20 protein-coding genes are annotated in these 20965 nt (G+C 65.6%); 10 read left to right on the plus strand and 10 right to left on the minus strand.

Translation table 11 applies throughout. The annotated features are described in order from the left end of the window. Positions 1–15: 15 nt before the first annotated feature. Genes AC0L3J_RS24335 through AC0L3J_RS24345 form a run of 3 tightly spaced genes read right to left on the minus strand, consistent with a single transcriptional unit; the run spans position 16 to position 3813 of the window. On the minus strand, positions 16–2271 hold the full coding sequence (locus tag AC0L3J_RS24335; protein ID WP_473348552.1) for a xanthine dehydrogenase family protein molybdopterin-binding subunit: 2256 nt from the start codon (positions 2269–2271) through the stop codon (positions 16–18). Beyond that, the gene (locus AC0L3J_RS24340) at positions 2264–3319 is read right to left on the minus strand and encodes an FAD binding domain-containing protein (protein ID WP_473348553.1); all 1056 of its coding nucleotides are present in this window, start codon (positions 3317–3319) and stop codon (positions 2264–2266) included. The genes AC0L3J_RS24335 and AC0L3J_RS24340 overlap by 8 nt, the downstream gene beginning before the upstream one ends. Further along, positions 3316–3813: a (2Fe-2S)-binding protein gene (locus AC0L3J_RS24345; protein ID WP_473348554.1), complete on the minus strand. Its 498-nt coding sequence runs from the start codon at positions 3811–3813 to the stop codon at positions 3316–3318. Before AC0L3J_RS24345 ends, AC0L3J_RS24340 begins: the two co-directional genes overlap by 4 nt. A 239-nt stretch (positions 3814–4052) precedes the next feature. On the opposite strand from AC0L3J_RS24345, the gene AC0L3J_RS24350 reads away from it, so the two are divergent. Beyond that, positions 4053–4694 (plus strand): TetR/AcrR family transcriptional regulator, encoded by a 642-nt coding sequence (locus AC0L3J_RS24350; protein ID WP_473348578.1) that lies wholly within the window; start codon positions 4053–4055, stop codon positions 4692–4694. A gap of 53 nt (positions 4695–4747) precedes the next feature. Continuing rightward, the gene (locus AC0L3J_RS24355) at positions 4748–5155 is read left to right on the plus strand and encodes a DUF4864 domain-containing protein (protein ID WP_473348555.1); all 408 of its coding nucleotides are present in this window, start codon (positions 4748–4750) and stop codon (positions 5153–5155) included. Here AC0L3J_RS24355 and AC0L3J_RS24360 read toward each other — a convergent pair. Next, positions 5152–6417, minus strand: a complete 1266-nt coding sequence (locus tag AC0L3J_RS24360) for an MFS transporter (protein ID WP_473348556.1) — start codon at positions 6415–6417, stop codon at positions 5152–5154. The genes AC0L3J_RS24355 and AC0L3J_RS24360 overlap by 4 nt on opposite strands. Positions 6418–6593: 176 nt before the next feature. Between AC0L3J_RS24360 and AC0L3J_RS24365 the strand changes: the two genes are divergently transcribed. The 8 genes from AC0L3J_RS24365 to AC0L3J_RS24400 all read left to right on the plus strand — a co-directional run bounded on the left by AC0L3J_RS24365 (position 6594) and on the right by AC0L3J_RS24400 (position 13995). Further along, positions 6594–7016 carry a hypothetical protein gene (locus tag AC0L3J_RS24365; protein ID WP_473348557.1) on the plus strand — a complete coding sequence of 141 codons (423 nt, stop codon included), beginning with the start codon at positions 6594–6596 and terminating at the stop codon, positions 7014–7016. A 79-nt stretch (positions 7017–7095) separates the two neighbouring features. Further along, positions 7096–7380, plus strand: coding sequence for a hypothetical protein (locus AC0L3J_RS24370; RefSeq protein WP_473348558.1), 285 nt, complete (start codon positions 7096–7098; stop codon positions 7378–7380). Positions 7381–7389: 9 nt separating this feature from the next. After that, on the plus strand, positions 7390–8826 hold the full coding sequence (locus AC0L3J_RS24375; protein WP_473348559.1) for a TolC family protein: 1437 nt from the start codon (positions 7390–7392) through the stop codon (positions 8824–8826). A gap of 13 nt (positions 8827–8839) precedes the next feature. Then, complete coding sequence (locus AC0L3J_RS24380) at positions 8840–10177, plus strand: copper oxidase (RefSeq protein WP_473348560.1); 1338 nt, start codon at positions 8840–8842, stop codon at positions 10175–10177. A 35-nt stretch (positions 10178–10212) separates the two neighbouring features. Next, positions 10213–10671 (plus strand): cupredoxin domain-containing protein, encoded by a 459-nt coding sequence (locus AC0L3J_RS24385; RefSeq protein WP_473348561.1) that lies wholly within the window; start codon positions 10213–10215, stop codon positions 10669–10671. A gap of 11 nt (positions 10672–10682) precedes the next feature. Beyond that, complete coding sequence (locus AC0L3J_RS24390) at positions 10683–10985, plus strand: copper-binding protein (RefSeq protein ID WP_473348562.1); 303 nt, start codon at positions 10683–10685, stop codon at positions 10983–10985. A gap of 373 nt (positions 10986–11358) precedes the next feature. Continuing rightward, complete coding sequence (flhA, locus tag AC0L3J_RS24395; protein WP_473348563.1) at positions 11359–13500, plus strand: flagellar biosynthesis protein FlhA; 2142 nt, start codon at positions 11359–11361, stop codon at positions 13498–13500. 294 nt (positions 13501–13794) lie between these two features. Then, entirely contained in the window at positions 13795–13995 is a 201-nt protein-coding gene (locus AC0L3J_RS24400) for a hypothetical protein (RefSeq protein ID WP_007600553.1), read from the plus strand. A gap of 298 nt (positions 13996–14293) precedes the next feature. On the opposite strand, the gene AC0L3J_RS24405 is transcribed toward AC0L3J_RS24400, so the two are convergent. The 6 genes from AC0L3J_RS24405 to fliI form a co-directional block, all read right to left on the minus strand. Next, positions 14294–15514: an NAD(P)/FAD-dependent oxidoreductase gene (locus tag AC0L3J_RS24405; protein ID WP_473348564.1), complete on the minus strand. Its 1221-nt coding sequence runs from the start codon at positions 15512–15514 to the stop codon at positions 14294–14296. Between the two features lie 142 nt (positions 15515–15656). Beyond that, the gene (locus AC0L3J_RS24410; RefSeq protein WP_473348565.1) at positions 15657–16616 is read right to left on the minus strand and encodes a helix-turn-helix transcriptional regulator; all 960 of its coding nucleotides are present in this window, start codon (positions 16614–16616) and stop codon (positions 15657–15659) included. A 351-nt stretch (positions 16617–16967) separates the two neighbouring features. Continuing rightward, on the minus strand, positions 16968–18023 hold the full coding sequence (locus AC0L3J_RS24415; protein WP_473348566.1) for an anti-sigma factor: 1056 nt from the start codon (positions 18021–18023) through the stop codon (positions 16968–16970). Positions 18024–18074: 51 nt separating this feature from the next. Further along, the gene (locus AC0L3J_RS24420) at positions 18075–18620 is read right to left on the minus strand and encodes a sigma-70 family RNA polymerase sigma factor (RefSeq protein WP_473348567.1); all 546 of its coding nucleotides are present in this window, start codon (positions 18618–18620) and stop codon (positions 18075–18077) included. 179 nt (positions 18621–18799) lie between these two features. Continuing rightward, the gene (gene fliJ / locus AC0L3J_RS24425; RefSeq protein ID WP_007600546.1) at positions 18800–19219 is read right to left on the minus strand and encodes a flagellar export protein FliJ; all 420 of its coding nucleotides are present in this window, start codon (positions 19217–19219) and stop codon (positions 18800–18802) included. 121 nt (positions 19220–19340) lie between these two features. Next, entirely contained in the window at positions 19341–20666 is a 1326-nt protein-coding gene (gene fliI, locus AC0L3J_RS24430; protein WP_473348568.1) for a flagellar protein export ATPase FliI, read from the minus strand. Between the last annotated feature and the right edge of the window lie 299 nt (positions 20667–20965).

Consider the following 20965-nt stretch of genomic DNA (forward strand, 5'->3'; position numbering starts at 1 on the left):
GCCGCTGCTTAAAGCCTAGGTCAGCAACTCCTCGATCCGGATCGGGAAACGGCGAACACGCACGCCCGTCGCATGCCAGACGGCGTTGGCGACTGCCCCTGCACTGCCGGTGATGCCGATCTCGCCGACCCCCTTGATGCCGAGCGCGTTCACATGCGGATCGTGCTCATCGACCGTGATCACGTCGAGCGGCGGCACGTCGGCATTCACCGGGACATGGTATTCGCCGAGATTGGCGTTCATGATCCGGCCCGTGCGGCGGTCGGTGATGGCTTCCTCGTGCAAGGCGAAGGACAGGCCCCAGATCATGCCACCGAACAGCTGGCTCTGTACCATGCGCGGGTTGACGATGCGCCCCGCGGCGAAGGCGCCGACCATGCGGGTGACGCGGACCTGGCCGAGTTCCGGGTCGACCTTCACCTCCGCGAATACCGCGCCATGGGCGTGCATCGCATACTCCTCCATTGCCGCCGGATTCGGCGCGCCGGTGCCGCGCGCCTCGACCTCGGCCACGCCGGCGCGCGCGAGAATCTCGGAATAGCTTTCGCCGCGGCTTTCGTCGTCGCGCCGGATCAACCTGCCATCGCGCGCGATCACGCCGGCATTGCCGGCGCCAAACAGCGGCGAGCGCTCGTCGCCGGTGGCGAGATCGGCGAGTTTTGCAATCACGGCCGCGCCTGCGCTGTGGATCGCGGCACCCGCGGTCGCGGTGTGCGCGGAGCCGCCGGCAATGCCGGCATCGGGCAGGTCGGACGTCCCGGCCTTGAACTCGACGCGATCGATATCAAGCCCGAGTTCGTCGGCGGCAATCTGCGCAAGCGCGGTCCAGGCGCCCTGCCCCATGTCATGCGCGCCGATTTCCATGGCGCCGGAGCCGTCGCGGCGAAGCACGGCACGCGCTTCGGCCTGGAACATCAATGCCGGGAAGGTCGCGGTGCCCATGCCCCAGCCGACAAGAAGACCATCGTCGTTGCGCATCTGCCGCGGCTGGAGCGTTCGCTTCGCCCAGCCGAAGCGCGCCGCACCTTGCTCGTAGCAGGCGCGCAGCGCCTTGGACGAGAACGGTTTGCCGGTGATGGGCTCGACCTCGGCATAGTTCTTCAGACGAAAGGCGAGCGGATCGAGGCCGCAGGCCCAGGCCATCTCGTCAATCGCACTCTCGAGCGCGATCGAGCCGGTCGCCTCGCCGGGCGCGCGCATGAACAAAGGCGTACCGGTGTTGACGCGCACGGCATCATGCGAGGTGCGGATCGCAGGCGCCGCATAGAGCGTGTGCGAGGCATCGGCCGCGGGCTCGTAGAAGTCGTCGAACGTGCTCGACACGGTCCGCGCGTGGTGCTCCAGCGCGGTCAGGCGCCCCTCGCCATCGGTGCCGATGCGCAGCCGCTGCCGCGTCGGCGCGCGATGGCCGACCGGGCCGTACATCTGCTCGCGGCGCAGCACCAGCTTGACCGGTTTGCCGACGAGCTTTGCCGCCATGATGCCGAGGACCGGAGGACCAGCCATGAGCCCCTTCGAGCCGAACCCGCCGCCGAGGAACGGGCTGCGGATGTGGATCTTGTCGTGCGCGATGCCGAACAATTCGGCGACTCGCGCCAACGACAGCATGAGACCCTGGGTCGGCATGTCGATCTGCAGACTGTCACCGTCCCAGGCCGCCACGATCGCATGCGGCTCCATTGCGTTGTGATATTGCGGCGGCGTCTCGTACATCGCGTCGATCCGCTTGTCTGCTGAGGCAAGCCCCGCCTCGACATCGCCGCGGTGATTTTCTGTGGGGTTGCCGACGCCGACGACCGGCGGCACGAAGCTTTCACCCGCATCGAGCCCAATGAGCGCGGGCAGCGTCTCGTAGCGCGGCGCCAGCAGCGCCGCGCCTTCCGTCGCCGCCTCCAGCGTCTCGGCGATCACGACGGCGATCGGCTGGTTGGCGTAGCGGACCTCATTGCTCTGCAACACCTCCATCCGGAATACGAATGGATTGGTCTTGATCTCGGGGTCGATCGCAAGCTCAGGCTTGTGGTCTGACGTCATGATTTCGACGACGCCGGGATGGCGCTTGGCAGCGCTGACATCGAGCGAGGTCACGCGGCCGCGCGAAATGCTGGCCACCGCCATCACCGCAAACAGCATGCCCGGCGGATGATTGTCGGCGGCGTAGGTCGCCTGGCCCTTGACCTTGAGAACCCCGTCGCGGCGGGTCAGCGGCTGGCCGATGTTCGAGCCGTGGCGCAGATGAGCGGGCGCGCTGGTGAGATTAAGCTCAGGCATGAATGGCTCCGGACGTCGAGGCAAAGGGAGAGGCCGGCAGCGCGGGGATGCGCGCGGGCGTACCGGCGGCGGCGAGGCTCAGCGCACGCACGACGATGCGGCGCGCGAGCTCGATCTTGAAGGCGTTGTCGCCGGACGGTTTTGCGTCGGCGAGCGCGCGCGAGGCGGCGTCCTGGAAAGCGTCCACCGTGGGCGCGACGTTCCTGAGCACGTCCTCCGCAGCGCGGGCGCGCCAGGGCTTTGCGGCGAGACCGCCGAGCGCAAGCCGCGCCTCCGCGATCTTGCCGTTCTCGATCCGCAGCGCAGCCGCAGCCGAGACGACGGCAAACGCGTAGGACGTTCGATCGCGGACCTTGAGATAGCGCGCATGCGCGGCAAAGCCCCGCGCAGCGGGCGGCAGCCGCACCGCCACGATGAGATCACCCGGTTCAAGCGCCGATTCACGCTCGGGCGTATTGCCGGGCAGGCGATGCAATTCGTCGAGCGCGATCTCGCGCCGCCCGTTCCTGCCCTCGATCTCGACGATGGCGTCAAGCGCGACCAAGGGCACGCAGAAGTCGGACGGATGCGTGGCGATGCAGTTTTCGCTCCAGCCGAGCACGGCGTGGGTGCGGTTCTCGCCTTCACGCGCGTCGCAACCGCTGCCGGCCTCGCGCTTGTTGCAACGGCTGGCGGTGTCGTAGAAATACGCGCAGCGCGTCCGTTGCAGCAGATTGCCGCCAACGGTCGCGGCATTGCGCAATTGCGCCGATGCGCCGGAGAGCAGCGCTTCGGCGACGGCCGGGTAGGCCTTGGCAAATTCGGCGTCATGCGCAAGGTCAGCGTTGTTCACCAGTGCGCCGATACGCACGCCACCGTCGGCAAGGCGCTCGATCCGATCGAGCCCGTCGAGATGGGTAACGTCGACCAGACGATCCGGACGGCTGACGCCACCCTTCATCAGATCGAGCAGGTTGGTGCCGGCGGCGAGATAGGTCGCGCCCGGCTGCGCGGCGGCAGCGATGGCCTCGGCGACCGTGGCCGGCCTGACATAATCGAACTGCTTCATGCGGAGCGCCTCTGGTTGGATTCGTCCATACCGGCCTGCGCGTCGAGCACGGCATCGACGATGCCGGCATAGGCGCCGCAGCGGCACAGATTGCCGCTCATGCATTCGCGAATGCGCTCGGGATCGTTGCCGGCCTGCGCCTCGCTCATCATGCCGATCGCGCTCATGATCTGGCCGGGCGTGCAGAAGCCGCACTGAAATCCGTCATGGGCGATGAAGGCGGTCTGCACAGGGTGAAGCTGGTCGCCGCGCGCCACGCCCTCGATGGTGAGAATGTCGGCGCCGTCATGACTGATCGCGAGCGCGAGGCAGGAGTTGATGCGCTTGCCGTCGACGAGAATGGTGCAGGCGCCGCATTGGCCGCGGTCGCATCCCTTCTTGGTTCCGGTCAGATGGAGGCGCTCACGCAGGAGATCGAGCAGCGTGACGCGCGGATCGTCGAGGACGAAGTCGCGCCGCGCACCGTTCACGGTGAGGCTGATGGAGTGGTTCATACAAGGCTCCGATCAGATATGGACATGAGTCGTCGCGCAGCGCGCCACCGCCGTGGCCGCCGTCGACATGCGCCCCCGAACATCATCCGGGCAAACGACTTCAGCGAAGATACGGAGGCACCCTCCGCTTAACAAGGGCCGGCAGGAAATATTTGGAATTCGTCAAAAGCCCGTGCGCATCAACGCGATGCAGCCCCACAAGGGTTCAATCTAACCAATTCGTGATCTACATTGCGTGGATGGACGACCACACCACCGACCAGACCCGGAAGCCCCGCGCCGATGCCGTGCGCAATCGCGAGCGCGTGCTCGAGGCCGCCAAGGCCGTGTTCAACGCAGGTGGTCCCGAGGCGAGCCTGGAGGCGGTGGCAAAACGTGCCGGCGTCGGCATCGGCACGCTCTATCGGCATTTCCCGACGCGCGAGGATTTGTTCGAGGCGGTGTACCGGCGCGAGGTCGAGCAGCTCAGCGAGCTTGCCGAGCAGTTGAAGAACGGGGACCCGGTCGATGCGCTCAGACGCTGGCTGCACTCAGGCGTCGAGTTCGTTGCCACCAAGAAGGGCATGGTCGCAGCGCTGGCACTCGCGGTGCAGAGCGGGTCGGAGTTGCATGCCTTTTCCTTTGAGCGCCTCACCAAGGCGATCGGCTCGCTGCTCGACCGCGCAGCCGCGGCCGGCGCGATGCGCGCAGACATCAGTCCCGAGGACTTGCTGCGCGCGTTCTTCGGCATGTGCTACATGCACGACCAGCCCGGCTGGCAATCCTCGGTGCTGCGGATGCTCGACGTGTTCGTCGACGGTTTGCGGGTGCGGCCTGTCGTGAAAGCCAAGGTACGCGCCGCCGCCAAGCCTGCGAAGCCGGCTGCAAAGCGGAAGCGATAATCCGCGAGATGTGCTAGGATCGGCGCCGCCGGGATTTCAACGCGGAGCCTGTCATGCGCATCGCCGCCTTGCTGGTCTTTCTCAGTGTCGCCTTCGCTCCCATCTCGGCGCGCGCCGACGATGTCGCGACGGCACAGGATATCATCCGCGCCCAGGAGCAGGCATTCGGCCGCGACGACGCGCGCGCGGCCTATTCCTACGCCGCACCGGCGATCCGGGAGATCTTCCCCGCGCCCGACATCTTCATGTCCATGGTGCAAAACGGCTACCCGCCGGTGTACCGGCACAAGAGCTTTGAATTTGGCGACAGCAAGAGCGAGGGCAGCCGCATTGCCCAGCACGTTCATATCATCGATGCCAATGGCGAGGCCTGGGAAGCGCTCTACACGCTCGAGCAGCAACCGGACGGCAGCTACAAGATCACGGGTTGTTCGCTGCTGAAGGCGGGACAGGCAGTCTAGGTCGCAAAACCCGGACCGCTCCTGACGGCATTCATCCGCGACCGGATCAGCAGCGTCAAGACGATGCCGATATTGAGTGCGTTCCACGCCACGCCGTTGGCGAACGCCGCTGCGTAGGAGCCGGTGGCGTCGAAGATGACGCCCGAGACCCAGCCGCCGAACGACATGCCGAACACGGAGGCGAAGATCACGATGCCGACGCGGGTTGCGGCCTCGCTCGCAGGCATCGCCTCGCGCACGATGATGGCATAGCTCGGCACGATGCCGCCCTGGAACAAGCCGAACATCGCGGAGATCAAATAGAGCCAGGTCAGGCTGTCGAAGAACAGGTAGAATATGAGTGCAAAGCCTTGCGCCAGCGCACCGATCAGAAGCGTCGGGATGCCGCCGATCTTGTCGGCGAGGTAGCCCGAACCGATCCGGCTGACGATGCCGCAGGCCATCATCAGCGACAGCATCTCGGCGCCACGCGCCACGCCATATCCGAGATCGCCGCAATAGGCGACGATATGCACCTGCGGCATTGCCATGGCGACGCAGCAGGAGATGCTGGCGATCGAGAGCAGCACCGTCAGCGTGTTGGTCGACAGTTTGAGGTCGACCCGCGGCGGCGCTGCATTGGCATGATCGTGAACTTTGTCGTCGCCCATCTGTGCGCGCAGGACCAGCACCAGGATGGTCATCAGGCTGACGCAGACGAGGCCGATGCCGATATGAGTGAAGCGCCAGCCGATCGTCTGCATGCCCGTGCTCACAAGCGGGGGCCACATCGTGCCGGCGACATAATTGCCGCTCGCGACGATGGTCACGGCAAGGCCGCGATAACGCTCGAACCAGTGCGAGGCCTCCGCCATCAGCGGCGCGAAGGTCGCCGACGTGCCGAGCCCGATCAGGAAATACGCCGCCACGAACTGCCAGAGCTGGGTGGACAGACCCGCCAGCACGTTGGCGACGCCGAGGATGGCGATGCTGATTGCCATCGCCGCCACGATTCCAAACCGATCTGTGATCCTGCCGGCGATGACGCCGCCAAGCCCGAAGCCGAACATCATCAGAGTGAAAGCCAGCGACACCGCGCCGCGCGTGGCGGAGAATTCGGCCTGCACCGCGGGAATCATGACGACGATCGCCCACATGCCGACGCCGCCGATCGAACCGATCAGAAGCGCAATGACGAGGCGCATCCAGGCCTGACGCGAATCAGGGGTGAATGCTTCGGGTGTTTGTCCTGATTGATTTGGCGCGTGCACGGGCGGGACCATGGCCCGCGGATCGCCACAGGGTCAAGCATTGTGGCGCGATATTGGGCATGCACGGTGCACTGCGGTAAGAAGGAGCTTGGCGAACGCGCGTTTTGTCATTATTTTGCAAATCAGCGCGTGCAACATGGCGGCGCGGAGAGCATGTCGGCGGAATGTTGCTGCGATTGACACGATCGATGCGGATCAGGGTGGGGCGTTTGATTGCCCTTGCCTATCTGTTCTGCGTGCTCGCGCCGGCCGCAAGCCTCGCCTGGGGTAGCGCTCCAGCACCGTGCCTCGACGACGCGCTCCTCGCCGACCGCGCGCCGGTGCATCACCAGATGCAGGCCGGCCACACGCATGACGGCGCCTCGCATGACCATGCCGGGCCGCATGCGCATCACCACGCCGCCGCGCAGGACGCGCCCCCCGCTCCTCATCATCACGGCGGCAAGGGTACGGCGGGACCGTGCTGCGCGATGATGTGCGTGAGCGCGATGCCGGCAGACCTGCCCAGCGTTGCAAAGCCGCTTCAGCCGGTTTCCGCCTGCTCGCCCGAGATCGTGGCCAGCCTGCACAGCGCGGCGCCGCCCCTGCTCTACCGTCCTCCCATCGTCTGATCTGACGCGCGACGACGTCAGGCCGAGCGCGCATCCGCGCGCGCGAACCTGTGGTCTCCAGACAGATCAGGGATGACTCATGCTTACGCTTTCCGGGGCGAAGTCCGCCGCTGCATTCGCGGCGCGGGGACGACACTTTCGATTCAATTGGCCGCTGCTGGCCGCGACGGCCTTGGCGTTGTCCGGCTGCATGCCGGCAACGACACAAGTCGCCGGCGCTGATCCTGCCGATCCCGCGGCCAAGATCGCGCGCGCCGGCTATCGTTCGACAATCGCGCCCTACACCAGCCTGCGGCCCGCGACGCCGGCCCCATGGCGCGAGCGCAACGAGAGCGTCGCGCCGCAACCCAAACAAGACCGTTAGGAGCGCGCCATGACACACCGTCTCGCGCCAAGCCGTCTCGTGCCAAGCCTGCTCGTTCTTGCCTCGCTCGGCTTGTCGGGCTGCGCCGCCTTCTCGCCCGACAGCGGCATGAATGCCGTCTCGGAGCTGACGAGCCAGACCATCAAAAAGGATGTCGCCTTCGTGCGAACGGCCGAGGGGGCCGGCGCGATCGACGCGCGCGTTCGCCAACTACTGTCGCGAACACTCAACGCCGAGACCGCCGTGCAGATCGCACTGCTCAACAACAAGGGGCTTCAGGCCGCCTATAACGAGCTGGCGCTGGCCGAGACCGATCTCGTCGAGCAGAGCCTGCCGCCCAATCCCGTGTTCTCGGTCTCGCGGATCTCGGGCAACGGCGCCAGCGAAATCGAGCGTCAGGTTGTGGGCGACATCCTCGCGCTCGCCACACTGCCGTTCCGCTCGGAGATCGCCCGCGACCGTTTTCGCCAGGCGCAATTGCGAGCTAGCCTGGCGACGTTGCGGCTTGCCGCCGATGTCCGCCGCGTCTATTGGCGCGCTGTTGGCGGCAACGAGATGGTGGCGTTGCTGACGGATGCGAAGGCGACGGCGGAATCGACCGCACAGCTCGCGGTCAAGCTCGGCGAAACCGGCTCGATCAACAAGCTCGATCAGGCCCGTGAACAGGTGTTTTACGCCGAAACCACCGCCGACCTCGCCACCGCGCGACAGACGGCGACGAGCGCGCGCGAAAAGCTGGCGCGCCTAATGGGGCTGTGGGACGGCGGCCTCGACTTCCGCCTGCCCGGTCAGCTGCCGCCGCTGCCGCGCCGGCCGCAGGCGTTGCCGTCGATTGAAGCCGACGCGGTCGCCCATCGCATCGACCTTCAGATCGCGCGGCTCGAACTGACGGCGCTGGCAAAGTCGCTGAACCTCACCGAGGCGACGCGCTTCGTGACGCTGCTCGATCTCGCCGGCATCTCCCGCCGCACCCGGGATCCGGAAGGCGCACCGTTCCGCGAGCGCGGCTTCGACGTGCAGTTCCAGATCCCGATCTTCGACGGCGGCGAGGTACGGGTGCGGCAGGCGGCGGAGACCTACAACCTTGCCTTCAACCGGCTCACCGAGCGCGCAGTGAATGTACGCTCCGAGGCGCGCGATGCTTACCGGATCTATCGCTCCGGCTACGACATCGCCAGCCACTATCAGCGCGAGATCATCCCCTTGCGAAAAATCATCACCGAGGAGATGCAGCTCCGCTTCTCCAGCATGCAGGTCGATATTTTTGCGCTGCTCACCGAGGCGCGGCAGCGGCTCGCGTCGCTGCGCAGTGCAATCGATGCCAGGCAAAAATTCTTCCTCGCCCAATCCGACTTGCAGACCGCCGTCAATGGCGGCGGCGCGCCTGCTGACGGCGAGAATTCAACCACTCTCGCCGCGGCAGCGCCTGCCGATGCGGGTCACTGACATGGAGGCGAACATGTTTTCCCGCCGAGGATTTTTGGGCAGTGCCGCGCTCGCCGGCGCATCTGTCGTCAGCGGCCGCGCGCAGGCTGCCTCCATTCCGGAAGCCCCGCACATGGACAAGGTCGTGATGCAGCCGCCGCTGCACCCGATCAGCGGGCCGGACTATCGCCCCGTCGTCACGCTCAACGGCTGGTCGCTGCCGTTCCGGATGAACGGCGACTGGAAGGAATTCCATCTCGTCGCCGAGCCCGTGGTGCGCGAATTCGCCGAGGGCATGAAGGTGAATTTGTGGGGCTATAACGGCCAGTCGCCGGGACCGACCATCGAGGCCGTCGAGGGCGACAAGGTCCGCATCTTCGTGACCAACAGACTGCCCGAATACACCACCGTGCACTGGCACGGCATGATCATTCCCAGCGGCATGGACGGTGTCGGCGGATTGACGCAGCCGCACATCCAGCCGGGGAAAACCTTCGTCTACGAGTTCGAGATGAGGAAGAGCGGGACCTTCATGTACCACCCGCATTCCGACGAGATGGTGCAGATGGCGATGGGCATGATGGGCATGGTCGTCGTGCATCCACGCGATCCGAACTTTCGGGCCGTGGACCGCGACTTCGTCTTCGTCATGAGCACCTATCGGGTCGATCCCGGCACCTATCTGCCGAAGGTCAACGAGATGACCGACTTCAACATGTGGACGTGGAATGCGCGGGTGTTTCCCGGCATCGATCCGCTGCCGGTCAGGCTCGGCGATAAGGTGCGCGTGCGCATCGGCAATCTCAGCATGACCAACCATCCGATCCATTTGCACGGCCACAGCTTTGCGGTGACCTGCACCGACGGCGGCTGGATTCCGGAGAGCGCGCAATATCCGGAGACGACGACGGACGTACCGGTCGGTGCTGTCAGGGTGTTCGACGTGCTCGCCGACAATCCCGGCGACTGGGCGTTCCACTGCCACAAGTCGCACCACACCATGAATGCGATGGGACACGACATGCGCAACATGATCGGGGTGTCGCGCAAGGATCTCGCCAAAGCTGTCGGCAAGCTCGCGCCTGACGGCATGGCAATGGGCTCGACCGGCATGGCGATGGGCAACATGGAGATGCCCGCGCCCGACAACACGCTGCCGATGATGACCGGCACCGGTCAGTTTGGTCCGATCGAGATGGGCGGCATGTTCACGGTGATGAAGATCCGCGAGGATCTCGCGCGCGACGATTATCGCGATCCCGGCCCCTACCAATTCCCGCAAGGCACCGTCGCCTACGAGGTCACGCCGCCGGCCCCGGAGCCCGTGCGGCAACAACCAGGCGGACCGCCGATGAAGAACATGAAGATGTGAGCGTTTCGATGAACCACCACCAACTGGAGCTACCAATGAAGAAGACGATCAAGCTCGGTCTCGCGCTGGCCGCGCTTTCCATCGCGCCGGCCTTTGCCCACGACCAGCACGGGCACGGCACCTTTTCGGCCGGCGAGCCCGGCGATCCCAAGAAGCCCGCCCGCACGATCGAGATCCTGCTGAACGAGATGGACTACGCGCCCGCCAGGATCGAGGTCAAACGCGGCGAGCAGATCCGCTTCGTGCTGCGCAATGTCGGCAAGGAGGACCATGAATTCCTGCTCGCCACCACAAAGGAGAATCTCGCGCATGCGGTGGAGATGAAGAAGCACCCGCACATGGAGCATGACGATCCCAACGGTGTCAGGCTCGCGCCGAGCAAGACAGCCGAGATCCTCTGGAAGTTCAGCAAGGCCGGCACGTTCGAATTTTCCTGCCTGATTCCCGACCACCGCGACTACGGCATGGTCGGCCACGTCACCGTGAAGCAATAAAGGGGAGTCCCATGAACCGCATCATCGGTGTCGCCGCAGCGCTGTCGCTGGCCGTCGGCCTTGGCACAGGTGCCTTCGCGGCCCAGGGCGCCGCGATCACCGGCGAGGTCAAGAAGATCGACGAGGGCGCAGGCAAGATCACGCTCAAGCACGGGCCCGCCAAGAACCTCGGCATGGATGAACCCATGACCATGGTCTACCGCGTCAAGGACCCGGCCGTGCTCAAGCAGGTGAAGGTCGGCGACAAGGTGAGTTTCGAAGCCGAGGAGGCGGCTTCGGGGTACATGGTGACCCGGATGGAGAAGGCGAAGTAGGGCTACTTCCTCCGTCCGCCGAATTTCGGCCAAACGCTTCCACAACGTCATGGCCGGGCTTGTCCCGGCCATCCACGCCTACCGCGCGGCATGAAGAACGTGGATGCCCGGGACAAGCCCGGGCATGACGACTGCTTGCCTGCCAGATGGCCGAAACACCCCGATCAGCCCCCATGCCGCACCCTCCGTTAACCCTTTGCTAACCATACACCCGGCAATAATTGCCCAGTGGAGTCGAGTGTCGTCAGCCGCGTAGAACGGGGATTGCCCTGTGGACGCCAGTGCGGTGCCTCACCTTCGGAACGGCGGCCCTTCGGCCGCCGCGCAGACATTTGGGGCGCGCGGACGGCAGTCGCGCGGAGGGGCAGCTACCATGGTCGACGTCACCGCGGGACAGGGCGTAGGCAGCACAAACGCCGGTTTCCCCACCCTTGCCGAGATCGGCAACATCCTCAAGCGCGGCGATATCGCGCTGGCGCTCGGCGTCCTCACCATCCTGGTGGTGCTGATCCTTCCGCTGCCCGCGATCGTGCTGGACCTGTTCCTGGCGATTTCGATCACGCTCTCGATCCTGATCTTGATGACGTCGCTCTTCATCCAGGCGCCTCTGGAATTCTCCGCCTTCCCGACCGTCCTGCTGATCTCGACCATGCTGCGGCTGTCGCTCAACATGGCCTCGACCCGGCTGATCCTGTCGCACGGGCACGAGGGCACGGATGCCGCCGGTCACGTCATCGAGGCCTTCGGCAGCTTCGTGATGGGCGGCAATTTCGTCATCGGCATCATCGTCTTCGCCATCCTGATCATCGTCAACTTCGTCGTCATCACCAAGGGTTCGGGCCGTATCGCCGAAGTCGCGGCGCGCTTCCACCTCGACGCCATGCCCGGCAAGCAGATGGCGATCGACGCAGATCTCTCCGCCGGCCTAATCGACGAGACGGTCGCCAAGCAGCGGCGCAAGGATCTGGAGGACGAGAGCGGCTTCTTCGGCGCCATGGACGGTGCCTCCAAATTCGTCCGCGGCGATGCCATCGCCGGCCTCCTGATCGTCTTCATCAACGTCGTCGGCGGCATGATCATCGGCGTGGCGCAGCAGGGCCTGTCCTTTGCCGACGCCGGCCGCAGCTACACGCTGCTGACCGTCGGTGACGGCCTCGTCACCCAGGTCCCGGCGCTGATCGTTTCGACCGCGGCCGGCCTGCTCGTCTCCAAAGCCGGCGTGTCCGGCGCCGCCGACAAGGCGCTGATGAAGCAGTTCTCCGGATATCCCCAGGCGCTGGCAATGTCCGCCGCCGTCATGCTGGTGCTGGCGGCCCTGCCGGGCATCCCGACCCTCCCCTTCCTGGCGCTCGGCTCCGGCGCCGGCGCGCTCGCCTTGCACGCCCGCAACCGCAACCGGGCAACGGCCAGGGCTGAGGAAGTTGCGAAGACCGCACCTGCGCCGGGAACGCCGGGCGCAGCCGGCTCTGCTGCGGCGGAGGAGCCGATCTCCGCGGCGCTGAAGATCGACGACCTCAAGATCGAGCTCGGCTATGCCCTGCTGCCGCTGGTCAACGGCCCCGACGGCACCGACCGCCTCACCGAGCAGATCAAGGCGCTGCGCCGCTCGCTCGCCATCGAGATGGGTTTCGTGATGCCCGCCGTGCGCATCCTCGACAACGTCCAGCTCGAAGCCAACACCTACATCATCAAGATCAAGGAGGTCGACGCCGGCACCGGCAAGATCTGGCCGAGCCAGTTCATGGTCATGGACCCCGGCGGCAGCCAGGTGCAGGTGCCCGGCATCCACACCACCGAGCCGACCTTCGGCCTGCCCGCGACCTGGGTCGATGCCAGCCTCAAGGAGGAGGCCTCGCTCAAGGGCTATACCGTCGTCGACGCCGCGACCGTGCTCTCGACCCACCTCACCGAGCTGCTCAAGGCCAACATGTCGGACCTGCTCTCCTATGGCGAGGTGCAGAAGCTGCTCAAGGAGCTGCCGAAGGAGCAGGGCGAGCTGGTCAAGGATATCGTGCCTGGACAGGTCACGGTCTCCGGCATCCAGCGCGTGCTGCAGCTGCTGCTCGCCGAGCGCATCTCGATCCGCGACCTCTCGACCATCCTCGAAGGCATCGCCGACTCGCTCGCGTTCTCGCGCAATCCGGCCACCATGGTCGAGCACGTCCGCGCCCGCCTGGCGCGGCAGATCTGTGCGCAGAACACCTCCTACAGCGGGTACCTGCCGCTGATCGCGCTGTCGGCCCGTTGGGAACAAGCCTTCGCCGAATCCATTATCGGCCAGGGCGAGGAGCGCAGCCTCGCGATGCAGCCCTCGAAGCTGTCGGAGTTCATGACCGGCGTGCGCGAGGCCTTCGAGCGCGCCGCCCGCGAAGGCGAGGCTCCGGTGCTGGTCACCTCTGCGGCAATTCGTCCCTTCGTGCGTTCCCTGGTCGAGCGGTTCCGGGCCCAGACGACCGTGCTGTCGCAGGCTGAAATCCACCCCAGGGCGAGGTTGAAAACGGTCGGAAGCATCTGATTTGCCTTAAGAAGCCGTGTGTTTTTCGGCCACAGGCAAATGGTTTTTCAGGTTTTGGCGCCTTGCCGATCAACGGTCGGCAAGGCGCCTGACAGGCACATTATAGCTTTGAAATAATTGCCAAATTGCACGATCCAGGGTCGCTTTCGATCGCGACTTCTCACGTCCTGTCACGCTCTTGTGATCGCCTCTTGGGAACGAATCCCCCCAATACTAGGTTGTTGGGCACCGGAAGCATGAACCTGTCCAAACACGCAGGCGACTACTTCGGGTAGATGGCGGCAGGAGCCTTCCATGAACCACTCGATTTACAGCGCAGATCGCTCGACCCACCTCAAGATCGTTGTTGTCGCGCTCGTTGCCGGCATCGCGGTGGCGGGTCTCGGGATCACCGCGCGTACGAGTTCAGACGAAGGCCTGACCCAGACCGCTCGCGTCATGAAGGCGGGCAAGCCGATCGCCATCACCAGCTCGAACGTTTCCCTCGTTCGCTAAGGAGATTTGAGTTTCAGGAATTCACGCGGCTCTTTATCAGCCCCCCAAAGTCGCCACGTGGATATGTAGACGACCCCAACCCCAAGTCGACTACAGAAAGCGCCCGCCCCCCACGGGCGCTTTCTCATGTCTGGGGTGGGTCGCCATTTGAGCGCACGCGCGTCCAGCTCCGTCATTGCGAGGAGCTCTTGCGACGAAGCAATCCAGGACCCCTTCGCAGAGACGTTCTGGATTGCTTCGCTACGCTCGCAATGACGAAGCAAAACGTACCGCCGTCATCCCCCAACGGACACCGATACTACCGCGCCCCATACGTCGGCGGCGGCGCCTGCACAGTCGGCGCGGCTGCCGCGAACAGCTCGTCCTTGCGCCCCGAGAGCGGCGGATAGATGCGCTTGCGGTTGATGGTCTGCTTGGTTGCCTTCGCGGCCGCGCCGGTGGCGCGGACTTCGCGGTCCCACCCTTCCGTATAGAGCGCGCCCCACCCACCGAGATCGAGCACCGTCACGTACCAGTCGATCCGGAGCGGCAGCATCGGCAGGCCCGCGAGATCGGCGACCACGTTGTGACCGGCGAAACGGCCCATGGGACGCGCGAACTGGCAGGACATCACGGTCGGATGCAAGCCGTCGACCACGCTCGAGGCGACGTCGCCGGCCGCGAACACGCCGCCGACATCCGCGACCCGCATCATGGGATCGACCAGAAGCCGCCCAAGGCGATCGCGTGCGTCCGGAAAGCTCGCCGCCAGGGGGCTCGCGCGCATCCCGGCACACCAGATCACCGTCCGTGTCGGAATGAACTCCCCCGAGGTCAGGCGCAGGCCGGCGGCCTCGACGGAGACGACGCGGACGCCAAGCCGTGTCTCGACGTCGAGCGAGGCCAACGCCGTATCGATGACGGGACGCGCATGTGCGCCGATCGTTGCGCCCACGGCAGAATTCGGATCGACCAGGATGATACGGCGGCTGCCGGTGAGACGGGCACGCGCCAGCCTGTCGGGCATCTCGGCCGCGACCTCGATGCCGGTGAAGCCGGCGCCGACCACGACGATCGTCGAGCGGCCCGGCGAAGGCACGCTGCGTCCGAGCGAGGCGAGATGATCCTCGAGATGGAGCGCTGCTGCATAAGTGTCGACATCGAAAGCGTGCTCGGCAAGGCCGGGAATGTCCGGACGCATCACTTCGCTGCCGAGCGCCAGCACCAGCCGGTCATAAGCCAGCGTCTCGTCACCGCCACCCGTGACCAGCGAAATCTCGCGCCGCGCCGGATCGATGGCTTCGACCTCGCCGACCCCGTGACTGACGCCGATCGGATCGAGCAGTTGCGGCAGCGGAAGCGCGACCTCGCTGAGGTCGGCCTCGTAATTGCGGACGCGGATGTTGTGATACGGATTGCGATCGATGACACGGATCTCGATGTCACCGCCGGCCGCGCCGATCTCCTCGCGCTTGCGTGCGGCACCGATGGCCGCCCACAGACCTGCAAACCCGGCGCCGAGCACGACGATACGCGCCATGTCCGTTGACTGCATTTCCCAAGAGAGCGACGACGAAGCGACGAACGATCAAGCCATCTGACCGCGCAGACAGATATAACTCATCCGGCCGGGCGGGCCAACTGCGGTGGCACCGGCGCGCCGCACGAATTCTCGCCTCGGCTCAGGCCTCGCGCAGTTCCGACGGCGTTGCGGCAAAGCGCTTGCGGAAGGCGCGGTTGAAATAGGACAGATCGGAGAAGCCTGACGAGTGCGCGATGTCGCTGATCTTGCGGGTCCTGGCGCGGGGATCGCTGAGCAGCTTGCGCGCCTGCAGCAGGCGCTGCTCCAACACGAATTCGGTGAAGGTCGTTCCGGCCTGCTCGAACAGGCGCTGTGCCTGGCGCGGGCTCAGGCCCGAGCGCGTGGCAATCTCGGACAGGCAGAGATCGTTGCGGCCAAGCGCAGCCATCACGTCGGCGCGCATGAGATCGAGACGGGCCGCCGCATGACCTCGCCCGCGCGCAAGACTCGCATGCTCGGCGTCGGTGCCGAGCAGGAGGCCGACGAGATCGACCATGTGCTGCGCGGTGAGGCGCTGGCCGACGGCGTCGAGATGCGGCGCGTGATGGGCGGCAAGGGAGTGGTAGCGCAAGATCGTCTCGGCGACCGCGCCGTCCGAGAGCACTTGCGACAGCTTGTCCTCGGCGCGCGGATTGATCTCCAGCAGCGCGCGGCGCGGCATGCGGATGGTGGTGAAGCGATCTTCCTCGGTGTGGCCGACGGTGCCGGTGATGCCCATGTCGACGAGCACCATCTGCGCGGGCGCAAGCTCCACGGCATGGCCGTTCTGCCCGACGCGGACGAGACCCGCATGCGCCGCGATCAGGACGAGATCGTCGCTGCCGTCGGCAAGGTGGCTCTGGGTGCGTGAATATTGCGCGGAAGCGCCTTCGGGAATGGCGAGCGCGATATTGTCGACCACGCTGACCTGGAGCCGGCAATCGATGCTGTCGCCCCGGCTCGGCCCGATATCCAGGCCGCAGGCCCCGAAAGTTCGCTCGCGCCAATGCTCGAAGGCCGGGCCGTGTGGCAGCCCCGCATATTGGTGAATGAAGATGCCCGACGTTTTCGCTGCATCCATCTGATTTCTCGCCCCTCTCCGGCACCATGATTGGGGGGCGCCGACTGCAAATTCCGGGCATTTGACGCCGCGAAACGCGCAGAGGTTCAAATCGGGGCGGATTTGGCGGGATTTGTCGGGATGCGACGGCGGGGCGGACCGTGGCGACAGAAATCGATCAGCATTGCCACGACGATGTTGAAGCGTCCAATGCCCCCCGATGTCGTCCTGGACAAGCGAGCAGAGCGAGCGCCGATCCAGGACCCATTACCCCGGGATTGAGTGGTTGCTCACCCGTGTGGCCACAGCTCATTCCTGCAACGAGCTCTTGGGGTAATGGGTCCTGGCTTTCGCCAGGACGACAATCGAAACCTACTTCTTCGCGGGCGCCTGCGGCGGGGACGGCGGCACGGTTTCGATCAGCTTCCCGGAAAACACCGGCGCCGAGGTCGGCTGGCCGTTCGGCGAACCGCCCGCCTGCTCGAGCGTGACGGCGTAGGTCGCGCCGTTGACGACGTCGGCATCGTACGAGCCGAGCACCGGTCGTGCGGTGAAATCGCCGGCGCCGATCACGCCGAGCGAGCGCGGACGCGGCAGCTTGTCGGAGATCAGCCAGAGCTCGAAGCTCTTGCCGGGCTCCGGCGTCGCACCCACTTTACGCACCGTAAAGTTCTTGGTCGCACCGTCGATGGTGAGGATGAAGGCGGGACCGCCGCCCTGGCCCTGCAACAGCGCGACATATTGCGACGATACCGGGAGCGGCGCCGGTGTCTTCACCTCGACCGTCTGGATGCGCGCTGGCGGCCGCAAGCCGCCCGGCAGCGCGTCGGGCAGGAAGATCTGAAGCGACAGCGTCACGAGCAGCGCGGCCGCGAGCGCGCCGACGGCGGATGCGATGGTGCGCCAGCGCTTCACCCGACCCTCGAGCCGGATCAAATTGCTGTTGTCGGCAACCGGCGGCGGTGGCGCGCGCACGACCTCCGGGTCCGGCGCGTGGACCTGCGGCATGAATATAGGCGCGACATCGGGAAGCGCATCGGGCGCAAGTCGCGCCGGGTCAGGCTGCTCCGCTTCGGGAGGCGGCGGCGGTTGCTGCATAGCCTCCGACGGCATCTGCGGAGGCATGGTGTCGGGCGAGGAAAACTCCGGCACAGGTGGCGGCGGTGCTGCGTCCGGCAGTGCTGGCGGCTCCTGCGCAAAGCCCGTCCGCGCGAGCTCGGACCTGATGTTCTCCCACACGATCGGACGCGGCTCGATCGAGCCGACCATCTGGTTGAGGACGCCGAGCCGGAATGCCCACGCCTGCACGACATCGGCGAACGCCTTGTCCACCGCCATCATGGTCTCGACCTGCGCGCGCTCGCCGGCGTCGAGCGTGCCGAGCGCATATTCCGCGGCGAGCGCGATATGGTCCTCCGTATAGGCCATCACTTGCGGTCCAGACCCACCCTCACCGTACGAGCCCTCATGGCTCGAATCTCATAGCCCGAGACATTCGCGAATATCCAACATGCTGCGCCGAAGCCACGTCTTCACCGTGTTGACGGGCGCCGCGAACTTCTCCGCCAATTGATCGCGGCTCCAGCCGTTGTAATAGGCGAGAAGCACGAGCCTCTGACGGTCCGGCTCGAGCCGGCCGATACATTCCAGGAGCCGCCTCAATTCCTCGGTCATCTCCCGCCGCGCCAGCGGATCGGGGCTGTCGCTTGCGACTTCCATCGCCTGCGGCTCTTCCTCGATGGAGACTTCCGTCTTCTTGCGCACGATGTCGATGGCGCGGTTGCGCGCGATCGACGCCATCCAAGTGATCGGCGACGCGAGAGCGGGATTGAACTGGCCGGCGCTGTTCCAGATCTTGACGTAGGTCTCCTGAATGACCTCCTCTGCGAGATCCTGTCGGCGCAAGATACGGAGCACGACGCCATAGAGTTTCGCGCGCGTGGCGACGTAGAGGCGCTCGAACGCGGCCTGATCGCCCTGCGCCACCGCCCCAATCAGCCCGACCAGCTCTGCTGGCGTCAGCATTCAGCCCCCCAATGCGCAGCCCGTCGCGTTCCGCGCAGGCCCTGGCACTCCGCCACCATAGCGCGCGACAAAGCCGACCACCAAGGGGGCGCGGCGGCACACTGTGGACAGCACATGCGAAAACCCGGACCTTTGGGGTCCGGGTTCTGCAAATTCTCGCAGGTCTGGCGGCTAGCGTCTCAGGCGACGGCGCCCATGCGGGCACGCATCAGGCCGATGCTGTCGAGATCGGCCTGCTCGCGGGCGTTTTCCTCGGCGCGTTCGCGGGCCTGATCGCGCTCGTCGAGAAGCTCGACCTTCTTCAGCTCCTCGAAGGCTTCGGCCAGCGCGGCCTTGGCTTCGTCGAGCTGGCCCTTCAGCTCGTCGGCCGAGCGGGTCAGGTTCTCGCGACGCTGGATGGCAGCCTTGGCATAGGTCGGATAGGCGAAGTGCGAGGGATCGTTGATCCCGGCGCGCTCCTGCTCGGTCGAGATCTCGCGTTCAAGATCGGTCGACATCCGCTGGAAGTCGGCGATCATGGTCTCGATCTGGCTGACCCGGCGGCGCTTCTCGTCGACCTGAAATTTCTTCAGGCGGATGAGGGTATCACGTGACTTCATCGACTCGTACTCCCCAGAAGTCCCTTGGCTGCACGTGGGACAACACCGGTCTCCCCACAGGCCCGACGGGGGCCAAGACCGGCTCTGCTACTCTGTGGGATGGGATGATGACGGGACAAAGTTAGCGTTCCGTTTCCAAATTGCCGAGGATTTGCGCCAACTGGCGGTAGCCGTCCGCCAGCGATGCATTTTCGTCCTTGCGCTGGCGCAGGAAGGCCTCCAACGGCTCGTGCAGGCGGATCGCCTCGTCGACCTCGGGGCTGGAGCCGGCGCGGTAGGCGCCGAGACGGATCAATTCCTCCATGTCGGCATAGGTCGCCATCACCGCCCGCGCCTTCTGGATGGTCGGCCAGAACTCCGGGTCGGCCGATTTCGGCATGGTGCGGGAGACGGATTTGAGGATGTTGATGGCGGGGTAGCGCCCGCGCTCGGCGATCGAGCGCTGCATCACGATGTGGCCGTCGAGGATGCCACGGACGGCATCCGCGATCGGCTCGTTATGGTCGTCGCCATCGACCAGCACCGTGAAGATCGCGGTGATGGCGCCCTCGCCGAGGCCCGGGCCGGCGCGCTCCAGAAGCTTCGGCAGCTCGGTGAACACCGTCGGCGTGTAGCCCTTGGCGGTCGGCGGCTCGCCCGCGGACAGGCCGATCTCGCGCTGGGCCATGGCAAAGCGCGTCACCGAATCCATCAGGCAAAGGACGTCCTGCTCCTCGTCGCGAAAATATTCGGCGATCGCAAGCGTCAGATACGCGGCCTGGCGGCGCATCAGCGCCGGCTCGTCGGAGGTCGCGACCACGACGACGGAACGCGCGAGGCCCTCCTCGCCGAGGTCGTCCTGCAAGAATTCCTGCACCTCGCGGCCGCGTTCGCCGATCAGCCCGATGACGCTGACGGCGGCATCGACGTTGCGCGCCAGCATCGACAGCAGCACCGACTTGCCGACGCCGGAGCCTGCGAAGATGCCCATGCGCTGGCCGCGGCAGCAGGTCAGGAACGTGTTCATCGCGCGCACGCCGAGATCGAGCGGCGCGCCGACGCGCTTGCGCGAGTGCGCCGGCGGCGGCGAATTGCGGTACGGCATCGGCGCCGGGCCCTGCGGCAGCGGCCCCTTGCCGTCGATCGGCTCACCCAGCGCATTGACGACGCGGCCGAGCCAGGCCGCGCAAGGCCGCACCTGATTTGCGGCATTGGCGATGACGGCCTTGCAGCCGCGCCGCACGCCGTCGAGGCCGGCGAACGGCATCACGACGGCGTTGTTGCCGGAGAAGCCGATCACCTCGCAGGGGATGGAACGGTTGCCGCCGGTCTCGATCACGAGCCGCGCGCCGACCGACATCGCATGGATCGGTCCGGCCACCTCGACCATCAGGCCGCGCACGCCGACCACACGGCCATAAATATTGATGCCGTCAATGTCGCCGATCTGTTCGGCAAGAGCCTTCATTAGAGGGCCTTCATGAGGTGATCGCCTTCATAATCCCGGGCTTCGTGGCGAAAACCTTAAGTTTCGCCATATTTCTGAACGGCGCTTAACTTCGTGTTTACCCGCATCGTTAATCATTGCGTCACTGTCTTTGTGACTGAGCGTGACTCCCCTTCAGAAGAAGGCTGAGTCGCGGGAGTCGGTTAGGCCCGTCTCTTAAAGTGGAACTTGAACGCAACCGGATAACGAAAGCTGCTTCGCACACAAGACCTTAGGGCGATTCGACGAAAATTGCATCTACAGGGCTTGCGTTCCAGAAT

The organism is Bradyrhizobium sp. Kon37, from assembly GCF_055807535.1.